We start from the raw sequence: 16,339 nt of genomic DNA, 5'->3' as shown, positions 1-16,339 counted from the left end.
GGTTGCAAACTTGCACCCAGCGTGCACCCAACGTGACGGCAACGCTCGGGTTCTTGCCTGCGTCGTGGCAGGACCCGGCCACAATTGCGACTTACGTGCAGGGAAATACCTGTCGTATGTCGAACGAACGGCCGGACGGAGTGCGGGGACTGCTGCTCGGATTTCTCGTCGTGCTCGTCACGGCGCTCGTCGTCACGTCGCCCGTGACGGCCGCCGTAGCGACGCCGACGACGGGGGCGAGCCGGGTGGGGACAGTAGACCGCTCCACACCAGTCCTGCCAGCAACACCGAACGGCGAGACGGAGGCCCGGCAGGCGACCCAGGAGATCGACTCCTGTACTGTCATCACGGAACCCGGGCGCTACGAGTTGACCAGCGACGTCCGCAGCGAGATGACGGACGCCTGCATCCACGTCCGGGCGAGCGACGTCGTCCTCGACGGGAACAACCACACGATAGCCGGGAACCGGACGAACGACAGCGTCGGCGTCCTCGTCTACCGTGGGACGCCCGGGTCCTCCGTAGCCCTGAACGAGACGCTCTCCTCGGTCACGGTCCGGGACCTCCGCGTCACCGACTGGGGTGACGGCGTCGCCGTCGGCGACATCGCGGGCACCGACACGGAGGCGCGCCTCGAGGACGTGGTCGCGACCAACAACACCCGCGCCGGCGTCAGGCTGACGGAGGCCGAACGCGGCAGCCTCCTGAACGTCACCGCAACGGAGAATCGGAACGGACTCACGTTCTGGGAGGTCAGCGACACGACCGTCCGGAACGTCACCGCCAGCGACAACGACCAGCTCGGCTTCGGGCTCTACCAGAACGTCGAGGACAACACGTTCAGGAACGTGACCGCGACCGGGAACGGCCCGGCAGGATACGCTTCGGCCGGCATCTACCTCTCGACAGACGTGGTGGACAACCGCATCGTGGACGCCTACGTGGCGAACAACGACGGGCCGGGCATTCGGTTCTCCGACAGCTTCCGGAACGTGCTGCGCGACGTGGTCGTCGAGTCCAACGCAAACCGCGGGCTCTTCGGTGCCCGCGCGAGCGGCGAGTCCCTCCAGAACGTGACCGTCAGGGACAACGGCGGACCGGAGGTCGAGATCGTCGGCGGCGGCCTGAACGCCGACGGCCTGCGAATCGGCCAGGTCGCCTCGCTGTCCTTCCGGGACGAGGCCATCGTTCTGGAGCCGTTCGACACCGCGGACCTCGCGACGACGCCCCCGAACTCGCGGCCGGCCGACAGCGGGGTCGAACTCTCGAACGTCGCGGACGAGGTGACGCTCACGTTCGAGTACGAGGGAGAGGGCGCACAAGCGAGGCTCTGGCGACAGGACGGCTCGGACTGGGAGGTCGTCACCGACGTGAGCGTCGATAGGTCGGCGAGCACCATCACCGGGACCGTCAGCGGAGACGGCCGGGTGCTGGTGGCGCAGTCGACGGTGAATCGATCCACCGAGAACGGGACGGAGGATAATCCGGCCAACAGCGAGAGCGAGGACAATCCGGCCAACAGTGGGAACGAAGGCAGTTCGGCCAACAGCGGGAACGAAGGCAGTTCGGCCAACAGCGGGAACGAAGGCAGTTCGGCCAACAGCGACAACGAGGACAGTTCGGCCGACAGCGGGACCGGAGTGAGCGGGACGGACGCGACGCTCGTCGTCCGCTCTCTCCGCGAGGACGCCGACTTCAGCTACGAGTTCGTCGTCGAGGGCTCCGCCGAACCGCACGCGACCGACGACCTCTCCGCCGACAGCGAGGACACCGTGACCGAGAACGACGACGGGACTGTCACGGTGACCGGGTCGACCGGCGACGCCGCGGGTGACGCATTCCTCGTCACCGGAGAGATCGTCGAGTTCTCCATCGACGGCGTCGACTCCGGCTACGAACTCACGTTCGACGGTGAAGACGTCACCGAGCGGTTGACCGGCAGCGACGGACAGGCGGCCGGCACTGGCGTGAGCGGGACGGACGCACCGTTCGTCGTCCGCTCTCTCCGCGAGGACGCCGACTTCAGCTACGAGTTCGTCGTCGAGGGCTCCGCCGAACCGCACGCGACCGACGACCTCTCCGCCGACAGCGAGGACACCGTGACCGAGAACGACGACGGGACTGTCACGGTGACTGGGTCGACCGGCGACGCGGCGGGCGACGCGTTCCTCGTCTCAGGTGAGATCGTCGAGTTCAGGCTCACGGGCGCCGGGTCTGGGTACGAACTCGTCTTCGACGGTGAGGACGTGACGGACACACTCACTGCCGACGGGGAGAGTGGGTCCGACACCGTCTCGCAAACTGGACTCCTGCGGAGTGCGCTCCTCGCCGGGTCCGACGTCGTGTTCGGTGACGTCCCGGCGCAGGTAGCGGGGAGTTAAGGTCCGCGGCGGCCGACCCGCGAGTATGGACAACTTCGAGGACCGAACCCGGCGCTGTCAGCGACGCCTCGACGAGCGCGGCGCGGCGGGGGTCGTGCTGTTCCCGAGCCAGAACCTCTACTACCTCGGCGGCTTCCACGAGGAACCCTCCGAGCGCCACCTGTTCCTCTTCGTGCCAAGCGAGGGTGAGCCGGCGTTCGTCGCGCCCGAACTGTACGGCGAACAGATCCGGGACGAGACCTGGGTCGAGGACCTGCGACTCTGGGCGGACGGCGACGACCCCGTGGAACTAGTCGGCGAGACAGCCAGCGACCTTGGGATGGCCTCGGGCGAACTGCTCGTGGACGCGACGATGTGGGCGCGGTTCACGCAGGACCTGCGAGGGGCGCTCCCGGACGCCGAGTGGGGGCTGGCCGACGAGGTGCTCGGTCCGCTGCGCGTGCGCAAGGACGCCGCGGAACTCGACGCGCTCCGGCGCGCCGGCGAGGTGGCCGACGCCGCGATGCGTGACGTCCGAGAACTCGGAGACGACGCGGTGGGGATGACCGAGGCCGAACTCGCCCAGTACGTCGAGGAGCGCCTCGCCGCCCACGACGGAGACGGTCCCTCCTTCGGCATCATCGCGGGCAGCGGGCCCAACGGCGCCAAACCCCACCACCGCCACGGCGACCGCGAAATCGAGTCGGGGGACCCCGTGGTGTTCGACTTCGGGACGCGCGTCGACGCCTACCCGAGCGACCAGACCCGGACGGTGGTGCTCGCGGGCGACCCGTCGTCGGAGTTCGAGACGGTCCACGACGTCGTCCGCGAGGCACAGCAGGCCGCGGTCGATGCCGTAGAACCCGGCGTGACAGCCGACGCGGTGGACGCGGCGGCCCGCGAGGTCATCGAGGCCGCGGGCTACGGCGAGGAGTTCGTCCACCGCACCGGCCACGGCGTCGGCCTCGACGTCCACGAAGAGCCCTACATCGTGGCGGGGAATGACCGCGAACTGGAGGCGGGGATGGTGTTCTCCGTCGAACCGGGCGTCTACCTCGAGGGCGAGTTCGGCGTGCGCATCGAGGACCTGGTTGCGGTCACGGAGGACGGCTGCGAGCGGCTGAACCACACCGACCGCGGCTGGTGAACGTAGTACGGCTCGACGTAACGATACAGACGCCCCAGCCCACTGACCTGTGCGAGATTTTATAACCGGCTAGTGTCGTGTTGGAGACCGTATGCCGTACTGTTCGAACTGTGGAGGCGACGTCGGCACGAGCAACGCGTTCTGCCAGTCCTGTGGAGAGTCGCTGGGGTCGGACGCGACTGGCGGGGGACAGGCAGCGAGCGGTGGCGAGTCCGGGGCGAGCGGTCACCAGCGAACGTCCACCGGAGAGCGTTCGGCAATCGAGGAGTTCCCGTTGCGACTGGGGTTTGTCGCGGGCATCGGAGCCTTCGCCGCGGGCTACCTGTTCACGTACGCCAGGAAGTCGGGGGAAGCACTCGACGCCGTCGGAAGCCTGCCGTCGCAGATCTCGTCGACACCCGAACCGTGGCAGGCCGTCGGCTGGGTGTTCATGGCGATGCACCACGCCACCGTCGAGGTCACCGGGTCGGCGGGGTCGCGGTCCGTGTCTGAGAGCCTGTCAGCGGGGGCGCTTGAGGAACAGTGGATGCTCCTCGTCCCGGCAATTGCGCTCGTCTTTGCGGGGTACTGGGTGGTGACACGTGCGCCAGACCACGCGAACGTCAGCGGCGCGAAAGCCGGTGCGTCGGTCGCCGCGGGCTACCTCGTCTGCGTCGTCGCCATCGCCTTCCTCTCGAAGTGGACGCTGAGTACGACGATGTTCGGCGAATCGGTCTCGATGGCCATCGGCCCGAAGTTCGTCGAATCCACCATCGTCGCGGGCATCGGGTACCCGGTCGTACTCGGTGCCGTCGGTGGCGTCATCGGAGAGTCCTGATTCGGCCGACCTTCTGCCGCCGGTTCCGACGGACGACGAAGAACTGCTCAGCCGTCTCCGAGCACGTCTGCCAGGTCCTCGCACCACGCGAGCAGGCGCTCGTCGTCGTCGAACCGGCCGGCGACCTGGAGGCCGACCGGGAGGCCGTCTATCTCGCCGGCCGGCAACCCGACCGCGGGGACGCAGGCGTGCGTCCACGGCACGTCCATCACCGGGTCGCCGGTCGAGTCGATTCCCGCCGGGGCCGGCCCCGGCGCCGACGGCGCGACCCAGGCGTCGAGTCCCCGCTCGCCCATCGTCTCCGCGAGGCTGTCACGGAGCGCCCGGCGGCCGTTCCGGCAGTCCACCAGCCGACCCACCGAGACGTCGCGGCCGTCGGTCAGCAGACCGGCGGTGCTGTCGGCGTAGTGGTCGCCGTAGTCGGCGTACAGTTCGTCGTGCGTGAGGGCGGCCTCTCCGGCGACCATGTCGTCGTGACGGTCGTTGACGCTCGCGACGTCCGAGAGCGCGTCTGTCCGCCGGATCTCGTAGCCGGCGGCCCGCAGGTCGTCGAGACGCGCCTCGAACTGTGCCAGCATCTCGTCGTCGGCCTGCGAGAGGTACGCGTCGTCCGGGACGCCGAGCACCGGCTTCGCGTCTGGGGTGGCGTCCTCCCAGTCGTCGTAGAACACGGGCGCCGCGTGGCGCGCACCGGCGACGTCCTGTGTGAAGTAGCCCGCGTGGTCGCCCGACTCCGAGAGTGGGACGATGCCGGCGGTCGGGATGCGGCCGTAGCTGGGTTTGACGCCGACGATGCCGCAGAACGCGGCCGGGCGCACGATGGAGCCGTACGTCTGCGTGCCGACGGCGAGGGGCGTTACGCCCGCGGCGACGGCGGCCGCGCTCCCCGAAGACGACCCGCCGGGCGTGTGGCCCAGGTCGTGGGGGTTCCGGGTCGGCCCGGGTTCGAAGTAGGCGAACTCGGCGGTGACCGTCTTCCCGAAGACGAGCGCGCCGGCGTCCAGGAGTGCGGACACGACGTCGGACTGCGGGCTGGCGAGCGCTTCGGGCGGCACCGAGGAGCCGGCGCGCGTCTCGAACCCGTCCACGTGGTAGATGTCCTTCACCCCGACCGGGACGCCGTACAGCGGCGGTCGGTCACCGTCGACGTACTCGTCCTCGACGGACTCGGCGGCGGCAAGGACGCGGTCGTTGCGCCCCTCCTCCGGGAGGAACGCGCGGATATCGTCTTCCGTCGCGTCGAGTCTGTCGAGTCGCGATTCGGCGTAGTCGGTGGGCGTCGTTCGGCCGTCGTGCAGGTCTGCGATCAGGTCTGCGAGTGGGTTGTGGTGTGTAGTCATCGTGAACCGAGAGGAAGAACGCGGAGTCAGTTCGCGGGCCGTCCGGCCCGGAGTGTGCTGCGATTCAGTACGGCAGGAAGTAGAGGCCGATCGCGAACACCGGCGTGAGCACGATGAGGATGATCATCGTGTAGCCGAGGATGTCGCGGGCCCGCACCTTCGTCAGGCCGAGGAGCGGAATCGCCCAGAACGGCTGGAACATGTTCGTCCACATGTCGCCGGTGCCGTAGGCGATGATTGCCTTCCCCGGCGAGACGCCGAGTTCGATGGCGGCACCGCCGATGATGCCCCCGATGATGCCCCACTCGCCGCCGCCGCTCGGGACGAAGAGGTTCATGACGCCGCCGAGCAGCCACGCGATGACGGGGAACGTGGCGGGAGTCGCGATGTCGAGCAGGCCTTCGGCGATGAGCGCGGAGAGACCGGAGCCGCTGATGATGCCGAGGATGCCGGCGTAGAACGGGAACTGCAGGATGATACCTGCGGCGCCCTCGGTCGCGTCCCGGATGGCCTCCATGTACGCCGATGGCGTCTTGTGGAGGAAGAGGCCGAGCGCGATGAAGATGAAGTTGAAGAGGTTGAGGTCGAGCGCCTCGCCGATGGTTCCCACCTGCGCGAGGTAGTCGACGATGTAGACGACCATCCCGAGGCCGATGAGGTATGCGATGATGCGGCTGTCGTTGATGCGGTCCGCGGGCGTGACCTGGTCGAGGGGGTCAACCTGGGCGGTCCCACCGTCGGCCTGCGGTTCGGGGTCGGTCGGTTCGTCGAGTGCGTCGAGGTCCTCGTCGTCGTCGAGGAGGCTCGGTGCGTACTCCTCGATGCCGGTCGCGTTCTCCTCGTTCGGCGCGAGGTAGTACAGCGTGATGGTGACCGTGACGAGAACCAGCACGGCGAGCCCGAACGCGTAGACCGTGAACACGGACTCCGAGAGCGGGACGATACCGATGGTGTCTACGAACGGGTGGTCATCAGTCGCCGAGAGCAGTCCGGCGCTCGAGGACGGCCCGACGTGCCAGATGACCTGGCTCGTGTAGCCCGCCGCGGCGAGCAGCGGGTAGTGGAACGTCTTCCCGCGCTTGTGGCCGGCGCGAGCGACGAAGATGGCGAAGATAGCGCCCACGATGAGGCCGACGCCCCAGTGGAAGTACCCGCCGATCATGCCGACGACGCCGGTTGCTGCTGCCGCCTGCGCGTTGTTGTCCGGCCACGACGCGAGACGGTCGAGGTAGCCGCTGACGAAGTCGGAGTCGGCGACCGCGTACCCCGTCACGAGGATGAGCACCATCTGCATCGCGAACGTGAGCAGTGTCCAGAAGCCGCCGTACCAGTTCCTGATGTTCTCCACCGGACCGTCCGGCGTCGCGAGGTTCGCCGCGATGTACGCGATGATCGTGAGTAACACCGCGAACAGGAACGGGTTCGGCACCCACTTCTCGGACCAGTTGGCCATCCGTTGCCCCATCGCCTGTACACGACTGCGGGATGTTGCCATAGAACGGAGACTATACCGAGTTGTGATAAAGCCTTGGGTGGAGGTAACATGGCGTCCGTTTTCTGTTAACATCTCTTACGGGGAGTGGAGCTACACCGACCGAGCGTCCGGCAGATTCGAACGGCTGTCCTGTGCGTTCGACCGCGGGTCCCGACCACCCCGAACCGTTTGACGGACCCCCAGTTCTTTCAACCCCCCACCGCGTAGCCGGCGCCGATGCGATGGAACCGTCGTTCGGACGTGTACGCCGGCTGGGTCGTCGTCACCGGCTGTTTCCTCGGGTCGTTCGTCGTCTTCGGGCTCTCGTACTCTTTCGGCGTGTTCTTCGAACCGGTCCTCGACGCCTTCGGCGCGCCACGGAGCACGACGTCCACGGCCTTCGGTGTCCAGACCGTAGCCCTCTACGTCGGCGCCGTCGGCATCGGTGCGCTCGTGGACCGCTTCGGCGCCCGCCGCATGCTCGTCCTGGGTACCGTCGTCCTCTGCGGGGGGCTAGTCGCAACCAGTCGCGCCGCCACCCTCCCACAGTTCGTCGTGGCGTACGGGGTCGTCGTCGGCGGCGGTTTGAGCGTGGTCTACGTGGTGGCGTACGCGACGCCCGCCCGGTGGTTCGACCGGCGGGTCGGTCTCGCCAGCGGCCTCGCCTCGGCCGGACTCGGCGTCGGGATGCTCGTCGTCTCGCCCGTCGCGACGGAACTCGTCGCGCGTGTCGGCTGGCGGGACGCACTCGTCGCGCTCGCGGCCGGCGTCGCGGTCGTCCTCGCCGCGGCGGCGGCGCTCGTCCGCGGTGAACCCGGTCCGGAGGAGGCGCCCACGGCGGAGTTCCCGAACGGCGTCGACCGCGCCGGCGACACGGACTGGCGCACCCAGCTAGCCGAGGTCGCCGCCGTCGCACGGACGCGGACGTTCGCGCTCACGTTCGTCGGCTGGATGACCATCTACGGGACGCTGTACGTCGTGCTCGTCAACCTCGTCGTCTTCGGCACGGACGTCGGCCTGACGCGAGCGACCGGGGCCACGGCGCTCGCGGTGGTCGGCGCGGCGAGCGCGGCCGGCCGGGTCGCCATCGGCTTCTTCGGCGACCGGCTCGGCCGCATCCGCGTCTTCGTCGGTTGCTCGAGCGCGATGGGAGTCTCCACCGTCGCGCTCGCCGGCGTGGAGACTGCGGTCGGCCTCTGGGCGTTCGCGGTCGTCTTCGGGCTCGCGTACGGCGGCAACGGCGCGCTGCTCGCGCCACTCACGGCGGACCTGTTCGGTCGCGCGAACATCAACTCGGTGTTCGGGCTGATCTCGGTCGCGTTCGCGCTCAGCGGCATCCTCGCGCCGTACCTCGCTGGCGTCGGCTACGAGACGTTCGCTACCTACGACCCGGTCTTCGTCGCGGCGGGCGTGGTCGCCGTCGGGGGCGCGCTCGCAGTCGCCGTCGCGGACCGCGTCAGCACTCGCGGGTGAGAACGGTGGTCGTCCCCGGTCCGCGGTGCCCGCTCCCGGAGACGGCTAGCTACCCCCAGACACCGACCGGATTCCGTACGCCTTTCCCGGTCCATGCCCGAGCCACCGGTAGCCGTGGTCCCCAACCCGTTCAGCTGGCTCCTCCGTGCCATCGGTCTCGCCATCGCGAAGCTGGGGCTCATCTCCGAGCAGCGGGCGCGTCGCACCTCGGAACTCGCGTGGCCCCGCATCGTCACCGGCGTCGCCCGGATGTCGAAGAGCGCGGCCGACGTGGCGATGGTTGGCGTCGCCCTCGGCAGCACCGCCATCGCGGGCGTCGGGTTCGCCGGGCCGTACTGGGGCGCCGCGTTCAGCATCGGTGGTGGCCTCGCTGCCGGCACCATCGCGCTCGTCTCCCAGCGCTTCGGCGCCGAGGCGTTCGACGAACTCGGACAGGCCATCCGGTCGAGCGTGGCGCTCGTCGTCGTGGTGACGGTGCCAGTCGCCGCCATCTTCCACCTCTACCCCGTCGCGCTCATCTCGGTGCTGACCGACGACCCCGCGGCGGTGCGCTACGGCGCGGACTACCTCCGCGTAGTCGCGTTCGGCGTCCCGTTCGCGGGTCTCAACCTCATCGGGAGTCGCGCGCTCATCGGCGCCGACGACTCCTGGACGGCGATGGTGCTCCGCGCGAGCGGCGCGGTTGTCAACATCGGTCTCAACGCCGTGTTCATCTTCGGCCTCGACATGGGCGTCGTCGGCGCCGCGCTCGGCACCGTCGCGAGCAACGTGGTCGTCGTGGCCGCGTTCGCCGTCGGCCTGACGCTCGGGCGCCTCCCCGGCGTCGGCGCGTTCCCCGTCACCGTCTCGCCCATCGGGCGCTACTGGCACTGGGGGACCTGCCGGGACGTCGTCGAAATCGGGCTCCCGGTCGTCGGGCGGAACTCCGTCTGGACGGCGGCGCGCTTCCCGCTGCTGGCGTTCGTCGGCCTGTTCGCGTCGCCGGTGGTCGCGGCGTACATCGTCACGCGTCGCATCCTCGGCATCATGAACACCCCCGGCTGGGGGTTCGGCCTCGCGGCGTCGAGCCTCGTCGGCCAGGAACTCGGGCGCAACGACGAGAAGACGGCTGCCTCCTACGGCCGCGAGATCGTCGTCTTCTCGGTGGCGACGTACGTCCTGTTCGCGGCCGTCGTGGCCGTCTTCGCCCGTGACATCGTGGTGCTGTTCGTGGAGTCGCCGAACGACCCGAGCGTCCCGATAGCGGTCGGGATGGTGTACGCGGCGGCCGTCGCGGTGATTCCCCAGGGCGTCAACGCGGCGTCGGCGGGCGCACTCGACGCCACGGGCGACACCCGCTGGCCGTTCTACGGGCGCGTCCTCGGCATGTTCGGCCTCGCCATCCCGCTGGTCTACCTCGGCGCGACGACCCGGCTGGGCATTCTCGGCATCTACCTCTCGTTCTTCGCCGAGTCCGGCGTCCCCGCAGCGGTCAACTACTACCGCTTCGCGACCGGGAAGTGGAAGGCCATCAGCCGGAGCTACCGGCCCGACGCGGCTGCCGACGACTGACGCGCCGGGTGTGGAAGCGTCGGTCAGTCACCCGAATCGCTACGTCCTTTAGGAGCGGCCACGTTCGACGCGCACATGGTCGCGCCGCTCGCCGTCGACATCGACGGCACGCTGAGTCGCGAGGACCGCTCCATCGACAGCCGCGTGATGGACGTGCTCCGGGAGTGGGACGCGCCGGTCGTCATCGCGACGGGGAAGGCGCTGCCGTACCCCATCGCGCTCTGCCAGTTCGTCGGCGTCGAGCAGCGCGTCGTCGCGGAGAACGGCGGCGTCGCGTTCGCCAACGACGAACTGTTCTACTTCGGTGACCGGGAGGGCGCGGACGCCGTCGCCCGGGAGTTCGTCGAGGCGGGCTACGACCTCGGCTGGGGCGACTCCGACGTGGTGAACCGCTGGCGTGAGACGGAACTCGCGGTGAGCCGCGAACAGCCACTGGACGTGCTCACGGAGATCGCAACGAAGCACGGCATGGGCGTCGTCGACTCGGAGTTCGCTTACCACGTCAAGGAACCGACGGTGAGCAAGGGCGACGCGCTCCTGACGGTCGCGGAAGAACTCGGCTACGAGGCCACCGACTTCGTGGCAGTCGGCGACTCCGCGAACGACGTGGAACTGTTCGAAGCGTCCGGGCGGGCGTACGCGGTAGCGAACGCCGCCGAGGAGGCGAAAGCCGCCGCTGACGTGGTCGTCGAGGCGTCGTACGCGGACGGCTTCCTCGAGGCAGTCGAACTGGTTCTCGACCGCGACGCGTAGCGGTCAGCCGACGAGCGACCGCAGCCAGGAGACGAGGCCGCCGCCTGCTCTGCGCTCGCGCTCGAACTCGTCGTGGAGTTCGTCGAGCAGGTCCCGGCGCGAGGAGAACTGCGTGCGAGCCGTCCGCTCGACGGCGGTCGACAGGGAGACGTCGTGGCTGTTCGGGCCACAGGGAATCCCCTGGTCGCCCATGGCCTCGACGACCTCCTCGGGAGTCGCCGGATACGAGAGGTCGGCGTCCCTAAGGTGGTTGCCGACGACCGCGATGCCGAACGCGTTCGGTTCGGGCGGGTCGTCGTCACCGACGGGTGGACGCGCTGCCATGGACGCCGGTAGCGAGTTGACCGACAAAAATCCACTGTACTCGAAGCGCCGCAGCGAGCGGGGCGTTCCTCCCTGTTCCCGGAGATCGTGTCAACCCCCAGTACGTATTTATGGGCCCATTCGGATGCCGTCGTATGGAGCGACGAGAGTTCGGGTATCTGGCAGCGCTGGCGGTGCTCCCGGGTTGTTCGAGCACGGCCGGTGACGGAACCTCGGAGGGGGAACAGGGCGGCGACGGCGGGGCAACGGTGGAGAGCGGCGACGTGCCTGGTCTCGGTGAGGACGGTATCGAGAACGTCGACGCGTTCCTCGACGCCCAGCGAGCGGCCGCCGAGGAGCGGTCCCACGCAGTTTCGTTGACGGAGACCGCAGCGGACACGTTCGAGGACGGGTTCAAGGCGCTCGAACTCCGGGCGAAGTACGACCCGTCAACGGGCCGGTTACATCTCAGGCAGTGGGCGCGCTACCCCGATGGCGACCGGAGCCAACAGACCGAGGTGTACTCCGACGGCTCCAAAGCCGGCGAACGCAGTATCCTCGGGGAAGACGACAGTCGTCTCGAGCGGCTCTCCTCGTCCGCGGCGCGGGACCGCTACACTGGCTTCCGCGAGAGCGTCAGGAGCCTGCTGGCGGCAGTGGAGTACGGACCCATGGAGGACGTTACGGCAGACGCCGGCGCGAGCTACCGACTCCCCATCACGGGCGTCCGCGACGTCGGCGACGAGAGCCGCGTCCAGGACGTGGGGTCTGGACACCTCCTGCTCAGCGGGGCGGGGCTCGTTCGGGCCGTCGAGCTCGACGCCCTCGTCTACGGGGCCAATCGCGAGCGCGAATCGAACCTGGCGTTCGAGGTGACGGGGGTCGGCGAGACGTCCGTGAGCGAACCGGACTGGTTCGGAGACGTCCCCGAGACGACGACGACAGACGGGGGTGGCGAGGGCGGGGGTGGCGAGGGCGGAGACGGCGGCGACGGAGACAGTGGCACCGTTGAAACCACCGAGACGACGACAACCACCGAGCAGACTCCCGTCCAGACCATCGAGGGGACAGACTACGACACTAAGGTAGTGGTCGGACCGGATGAGGAGCTCGTGTTCGACCCAGAGGTGCTACGTATCGAACCCGGGACGACCGTCCGGTGGGTGTGGGAGTCGGACAGCCACAACATCAAACCGGAGGACCAGCCAGCGGAAGGAGATTGGAACGGGTTCACGGAGATAGCCAACGCCGGCGCGGAGTACCAGTACACGTTCGAGGTGGAGGGGGTCTACGAGTACATCTGTCAACCCCACGCCGCATTGGGAATGAAGGCCGAGATCGTCGTCGAGTCGTAGTAGAGGCACCGACCGACTCGAATTCGGCGACCGGCGCGGTTCGAAGAAGTCAGCGACGTGCGAGGAAGGGGCAGTTTTACCCACGTGCTCTGCTACCGGTGAGCTAACACCGATGAGTGATTCGAGCGGGGTGACCGGCGAACTCGACCGGGGGCGACGCGTTCTCGCGGAGTTCGCCGGGCTGCTGTACGACGACGCGGACTTCTTCGCGGGCGTCCTCGACGCGGAGGGACGGCTGTGGTACGCCAACGACGCGGCGCTGTCGCTGGTCGACGCGGGCGAACAGGCGGTGTACGGGACGCCGTTCTGGGAGACGCCGTGGGTGACCCACGACCCCGCGGCCCGGGAGGTCGTGCGGGCCGGAGTCACCGCGGCGCTGGAGGGCGACCGCCAGCGGTTCACGACCACCCACCCGGGTGCGGGTAGGACGGACCGGGACGTCGAGATGGACGCCAGGCCGCTGTGGGAAACGCCCGACCCCGTCGACGCCTCGGAGACCGACGGTGTATTCGCCGTCGTCGTGACCGGCCACGACGTGACCGAGCGGACGAATCTCGCGGCCGCCCAGCAGGCGAACCTCGAGGCGCTGGAGGGGCTGTACGAGACGGCGGCGAACTCCGAGTTGACGTTCGAGGAGCGCGTGCGAGCACTGTTGCAGGTCGGCAAGGACCGTCTCGGACTCGGTGAGGCGTTCTACACGAAGATCGACGGCGGCGTCCAGATGGTGAAGACGTCCATCGCCGAGCACCCGCTGCTCCAGGAGGGCGAGCAGGCGGACCTCGCGGACAGCTACTGCAAGCGCACCATCTCCTCGGAGGAGACGGTGGCGATGAACGACGTCGGGGAGTCTGCGTTCGGCGAGGACTCGGCGTTCGACCTCTACGGCCTGGAGTGTTACCTGGGCGCGAAACTCGAGGTCGGGAACGCCGTCCACGGCACCATCTGCTTCGCGGACACGGAGCCACGAGGCCAGCCCATCCAGGAGACCGAGCGCGCGTTCGTGAAACTGCTGGCGGAGTGGCTGAACCACGAACTCGCCCACCAGCGCAACAGAGAGAGCCTCGAACGGCAGAACGAGCGCCTCGACGAGTTCGCGGACGTCGTCACCCACGACCTCCGGTCGCCGCTGAACGTGGCGTCCGGCCACCTCGACCTCGCCTCCTCGAAGGCCGGAGCCGACAGCGAGGCCGCCGAACACCTGGAGCAGGCCGCCGGGGCGCTCGACCGGATGGACGAACTGGTCGCCGAGGTGCGGTCGCTCGCGAAACAGGGCGAGGTGGTCGGGGACTTCGAGCCCGTATCGCTGTCGGCGGTCGCGCGGGAGGCCGCGGAGACGGCGCTCCCCGAGGCGGCAACGCTCGAACTCGACGTCGGCGCCGGGGACGAACTGCTGGCGGACCCGGAGCGCCTCCGGACGGTGTTCGAGAACCTCTACGCGAACGCCGCGAACCACGGAGGTCCCGACGTCGGGGTGACCGTCGAGAGCCTCGACCCCCAGTCTGGCGGCGGCGAGGCGGGGTTCCTCGTCGCGGACGACGGGCCGGGGTTCGAGCAGGACGATCCGTCGGTCGTCTTCGAGGAGGGGCGTACCAGCCGACCGGCGGGTACCGGGTACGGGTTGAGCATCGTGTCGGCCATCGCAGACGCCCACGGTTGGTCGGTGCGGGCCGAGGAGAGCGATTCGGGCGGCGCGTGCGTCGAGTTCAGGGCCGTGGAGTTCTCGCCGGACGTCGACTGATTCCGGAACGCGTCAGCAGTGCGGTTCGAAGACGTGGTCGTGGAGGCGGCCGGTGACCGTGTCCAGCAGCGTCGCGAGGTTCTGGGTGTCGTAGCGGTTGTACTCGACGAGGCGGTCGAGGGCGGCCTCGTCGCCGGACTCGTAGCGGTGCCAGAGGCGCACAGCCTCGCGGCCGTCGACGTCCATGCCGCCGCGGTCGATGCCCAGGTCGCGCTCGACCTGCTTGAGGCCGCCGTCGAGGTCCAGGCGCTTGCAGAGGTACATGAGGTCGAGGTGAGGGGCGTCGAGCGAGCAGTCGAAGTTGTGCTCGAGGAACGGGGCGTCGAAGCGCTTGCCGTTGAACGAGACGAGCAGCGAGGCGTCCAGGAGGTCCGCGAGGTTGTCGCTTGTGAGGTCGTCGCCGCGCACGAGCGTCGTCGTCTCCCCGCCGTGGTGGACGCTCACCGTCGTCACGTAGCTCGCGCGCTTGTCGAGGCCCGTTGTCTCGATGTCGAAGAACGCCACGTCGTCGGCGACGTTCTCGTAGAGGCGCCAGAGAGCGTTGTTCGGGAAGGCGTCGGCGAAGTAGCGGGTGTCGCCCGCGTCGAGGGCGGCCTGTGCCTCCTCGATGAAGCTGTAGATGTTCTCGGCGGTGGCGTCGCCGACGCCCGGACCGTCACCCTCGAACTCGTCCCAGTGGGTGACGCCGTGCTCCCAGAGTCGGCGTTCGGTGGTCTCCCCGACGCCGGGCGCGGGGAGGAAGGAGTTCTCGACGCGCATACCCGTCCGTGGGCGCTCCCTGGTACAAAGGCATCGCGGTCCGACAAAAGAGCGAAGGCCCCCGGCCGACCACACGGAGTATGGTGAAGATGGTCCAGTTGCTCGTCCGGCGCGACGACTACTCTCACGAGGAGTTCGTCGAGCGCTGGCGAGGCGAGCACGCCGAACTCGCCGAGTCGCTGCCGAACCTCCAGAAGTACACGACCGCCGTGCCGAACGACCCGGAGCGGTCGAGCCACGACGGCGTCGTCGAACTGTACTTCGAAGACATGGCGGCGCTGACGGCGGCGTTCGACTCGGAGACGGGACGAGAAGTACAGGCCGACGCCGCAGAGTTCGCGGACATGGAGGCCGGAGAGACGCTGTACGTCGAGGAGCGCGTCGAGTTCGAGGCCTAGTCGAGGGCGTTCGTGACGAGCGTCGTGACGCCCCGGCGGAGGCGCTCGCTGACGGCCTGCGTGGAGACGCCGAGTTCGTCGGCGATGTCCGACAGGGACGCGCGGCGGGGCACCTCGAAGTAGCCGGCAGCGACGGCGGCTTCCAGGGCCTCGCGCTGCTTCGCAGAGAGCCCTTACTCCCCGCCGAAGACGGTGTCGCTCTCGCCGTACACCCGCCGCAGCGTCACGTCCACGCCCTTCTCTTCGACCAGTGGATGGTACTCCGAGAGGCTCTCACGGTCCGGGAACCGGAGTCGCGCCTCGATGCCGTCCGCGGAGGATTTGACGCCGAGACGGGAGGCCTGGAGTCTGTCGTCCAGCGGATACAGCGGTAGCTCGGTCTGCTCGCTCACCTGTATCCGGTAGAGGCGGCGGTCGCCCGCGTCTTCGACCATCGTCAGGGACTCGACGGTGTCGTCCGCCGCGGCGGCGGTCTCGAAGGCGTCGAGGTCACCGTCCAGCGCCCACACGAACAGTACCGGCCGGTCCGGGTTCGACGCCACTGCCTGCTCGACATCGAGTTGGACTCCCGTGGCTTCGAGCGTCGACATGAGCGGCAGCCCCGGGTGCCGGAACGTGAACTCCGCGATGAGACTCATGCAACCACGAATGTCCTTTACACTGATATATCGATGGGTCGTCAAAAGCGGCAGTCCAGAGGCAGTGGACGCCGCACCGGTGTCAGAGGCACGTCCACCTACCGACCGCGTGGTCAGCGGTGAACAACGTAGGAGAGAACACCGACTGTTGTGAAACCACCCCTTTCTCAATCAGGTGTTTATAAGTGAGCGGCGGGGCAGGTTCACTCTCTCTGAACGCGCGGGTGTCGAGA

13 protein-coding genes and 1 pseudogene are annotated in these 16,339 nt (G+C 68.6%); 9 read left to right on the top strand and 5 right to left on the bottom strand.

Going from position 1 to position 16,339, the window contains the following annotated elements; translation table 11 throughout:
- Positions 1–116: 116 nt before the first annotated feature.
- From HALDL1_07980 to HALDL1_07970, 3 genes are all read left to right on the top strand, one after another.
- Positions 117–2,381, top strand: a complete 2,265-nt coding sequence (locus HALDL1_07980) for a hypothetical protein (GenBank protein ID AHG05242.1) — start codon at positions 117–119, stop codon at positions 2,379–2,381.
- Positions 2,382–2,406: 25 nt separating this feature from the next.
- Positions 2,407–3,507, top strand: a complete 1,101-nt coding sequence (locus tag HALDL1_07975; GenBank protein AHG03540.1) for a peptidase — start codon at positions 2,407–2,409, stop codon at positions 3,505–3,507.
- Between the two features lie 91 nt (positions 3,508–3,598).
- On the top strand, positions 3,599–4,324 hold the full coding sequence (locus HALDL1_07970; protein AHG05241.1) for a hypothetical protein: 726 nt from the start codon (positions 3,599–3,601) through the stop codon (positions 4,322–4,324).
- A 47-nt stretch (positions 4,325–4,371) separates the two neighbouring features.
- On the opposite strand, the gene HALDL1_07965 is transcribed toward HALDL1_07970, so the two are convergent.
- Positions 4,372–5,664, bottom strand: coding sequence for an amidase (locus HALDL1_07965; GenBank protein ID AHG03539.1), 1,293 nt, complete (start codon positions 5,662–5,664; stop codon positions 4,372–4,374).
- Positions 5,665–5,728: 64 nt separating this feature from the next.
- A complete protein-coding gene (locus HALDL1_07960; protein AHG03538.1) occupies positions 5,729–7,231 on the bottom strand; it encodes a serine--pyruvate aminotransferase in 1,503 nt (500 codons plus the stop codon).
- 144 nt (positions 7,232–7,375) lie between these two features.
- Here HALDL1_07960 and HALDL1_07955 point away from each other — a divergent pair, with 144 nt between their 5' ends.
- The 3 genes from HALDL1_07955 to HALDL1_07945 all read left to right on the top strand — a co-directional run bounded on the left by HALDL1_07955 (position 7,376) and on the right by HALDL1_07945 (position 10,915).
- Positions 7,376–8,611 (top strand): MFS transporter, encoded by a 1,236-nt coding sequence (locus HALDL1_07955; GenBank protein ID AHG03537.1) that lies wholly within the window; start codon positions 7,376–7,378, stop codon positions 8,609–8,611.
- A gap of 93 nt (positions 8,612–8,704) precedes the next feature.
- On the top strand, positions 8,705–10,162 hold the full coding sequence (locus HALDL1_07950) for a DMT family permease (protein ID AHG03536.1): 1,458 nt from the start codon (positions 8,705–8,707) through the stop codon (positions 10,160–10,162).
- Positions 10,163–10,237: 75 nt separating this feature from the next.
- Positions 10,238–10,915, top strand: a complete 678-nt coding sequence (locus HALDL1_07945; protein AHG03535.1) for a phosphoglycolate phosphatase — start codon at positions 10,238–10,240, stop codon at positions 10,913–10,915.
- Positions 10,916–10,918: 3 nt separating this feature from the next.
- Here HALDL1_07945 and HALDL1_07940 read toward each other — a convergent pair whose 3' ends face one another.
- Positions 10,919–11,239: a hypothetical protein gene (locus HALDL1_07940; protein ID AHG03534.1), complete on the bottom strand. Its 321-nt coding sequence runs from the start codon at positions 11,237–11,239 to the stop codon at positions 10,919–10,921.
- Positions 11,240–11,373: 134 nt separating this feature from the next.
- Between HALDL1_07940 and HALDL1_07935 the strand changes: the two genes are divergently transcribed.
- On the top strand, positions 11,374–12,573 hold the full coding sequence (locus HALDL1_07935; GenBank protein ID AHG03533.1) for a halocyanin: 1,200 nt from the start codon (positions 11,374–11,376) through the stop codon (positions 12,571–12,573).
- A 112-nt stretch (positions 12,574–12,685) separates the two neighbouring features.
- Complete coding sequence (locus HALDL1_07930; GenBank protein AHG03532.1) at positions 12,686–14,311, top strand: histidine kinase; 1,626 nt, start codon at positions 12,686–12,688, stop codon at positions 14,309–14,311.
- A 12-nt stretch (positions 14,312–14,323) separates the two neighbouring features.
- Here HALDL1_07930 and HALDL1_07925 read toward each other — a convergent pair whose 3' ends face one another.
- A complete protein-coding gene (locus tag HALDL1_07925; GenBank protein AHG03531.1) occupies positions 14,324–15,070 on the bottom strand; it encodes an exonuclease in 747 nt (248 codons plus the stop codon).
- 80 nt (positions 15,071–15,150) lie between these two features.
- On the opposite strand from HALDL1_07925, the gene HALDL1_07920 reads away from it, so the two are divergent.
- The gene (locus HALDL1_07920) at positions 15,151–15,468 is read left to right on the top strand and encodes an Ethyl tert-butyl ether degradation EthD (protein AHG03530.1); all 318 of its coding nucleotides are present in this window, start codon (positions 15,151–15,153) and stop codon (positions 15,466–15,468) included.
- Here the strand turns inward: HALDL1_07920 and HALDL1_07915 are convergent.
- Positions 15,465–16,106: pseudogene (locus HALDL1_07915) on the bottom strand (bacterio-opsin activator). The gene HALDL1_07920 and the pseudogene HALDL1_07915 sit on opposite strands and share 4 nt — an antisense overlap.
- Positions 16,107–16,339: the final 233 nt, after the last annotated feature.

Source organism: Halobacterium sp. DL1, from assembly GCA_000230955.3.
GTDB lineage: Archaea > Halobacteriota > Halobacteria > Halobacteriales > Halobacteriaceae > Halobacterium.
The sequence above is the reverse complement of the archived record's forward strand: the minus strand, read 5'-3'. Positions and strand labels throughout refer to the sequence as shown.

What these genes read in the sequence shown, in the direction of transcription:
- HALDL1_07965 (AHG03539.1), bottom strand. Translation starts at nt 5,664, where the DNA reads ATGACTACACACCACAACCCACTCGCAGACCTGATCGCAGACCTGCAC.
- HALDL1_07935 (AHG03533.1), top strand. Translation starts at nt 11,374, where the DNA reads ATGGAGCGACGAGAGTTCGGGTATCTGGCAGCGCTGGCGGTGCTCCCG.
- HALDL1_07920 (AHG03530.1), top strand. Translation starts at nt 15,151, where the DNA reads ATGGTGAAGATGGTCCAGTTGCTCGTCCGGCGCGACGACTACTCTCAC.
- HALDL1_07945 (AHG03535.1), top strand. Translation starts at nt 10,238, where the DNA reads ATGGTCGCGCCGCTCGCCGTCGACATCGACGGCACGCTGAGTCGCGAG.
- HALDL1_07955 (AHG03537.1), top strand. Translation starts at nt 7,376, where the DNA reads ATGCGATGGAACCGTCGTTCGGACGTGTACGCCGGCTGGGTCGTCGTC.
- HALDL1_07950 (AHG03536.1), top strand. Translation starts at nt 8,705, where the DNA reads ATGCCCGAGCCACCGGTAGCCGTGGTCCCCAACCCGTTCAGCTGGCTC.
- HALDL1_07960 (AHG03538.1), bottom strand. Translation starts at nt 7,231, where the DNA reads ATGTTAACAGAAAACGGACGCCATGTTACCTCCACCCAAGGCTTTATC.
- HALDL1_07970 (AHG05241.1), top strand. Translation starts at nt 3,599, where the DNA reads ATGCCGTACTGTTCGAACTGTGGAGGCGACGTCGGCACGAGCAACGCG.
- HALDL1_07940 (AHG03534.1), bottom strand. Translation starts at nt 11,239, where the DNA reads ATGGCAGCGCGTCCACCCGTCGGTGACGACGACCCGCCCGAACCGAAC.
- HALDL1_07980 (AHG05242.1), top strand. Translation starts at nt 117, where the DNA reads ATGTCGAACGAACGGCCGGACGGAGTGCGGGGACTGCTGCTCGGATTT.
- HALDL1_07925 (AHG03531.1), bottom strand. Translation starts at nt 15,070, where the DNA reads ATGCGCGTCGAGAACTCCTTCCTCCCCGCGCCCGGCGTCGGGGAGACC.
- HALDL1_07930 (AHG03532.1), top strand. Translation starts at nt 12,686, where the DNA reads ATGAGTGATTCGAGCGGGGTGACCGGCGAACTCGACCGGGGGCGACGC.
- HALDL1_07975 (AHG03540.1), top strand. Translation starts at nt 2,407, where the DNA reads ATGGACAACTTCGAGGACCGAACCCGGCGCTGTCAGCGACGCCTCGAC.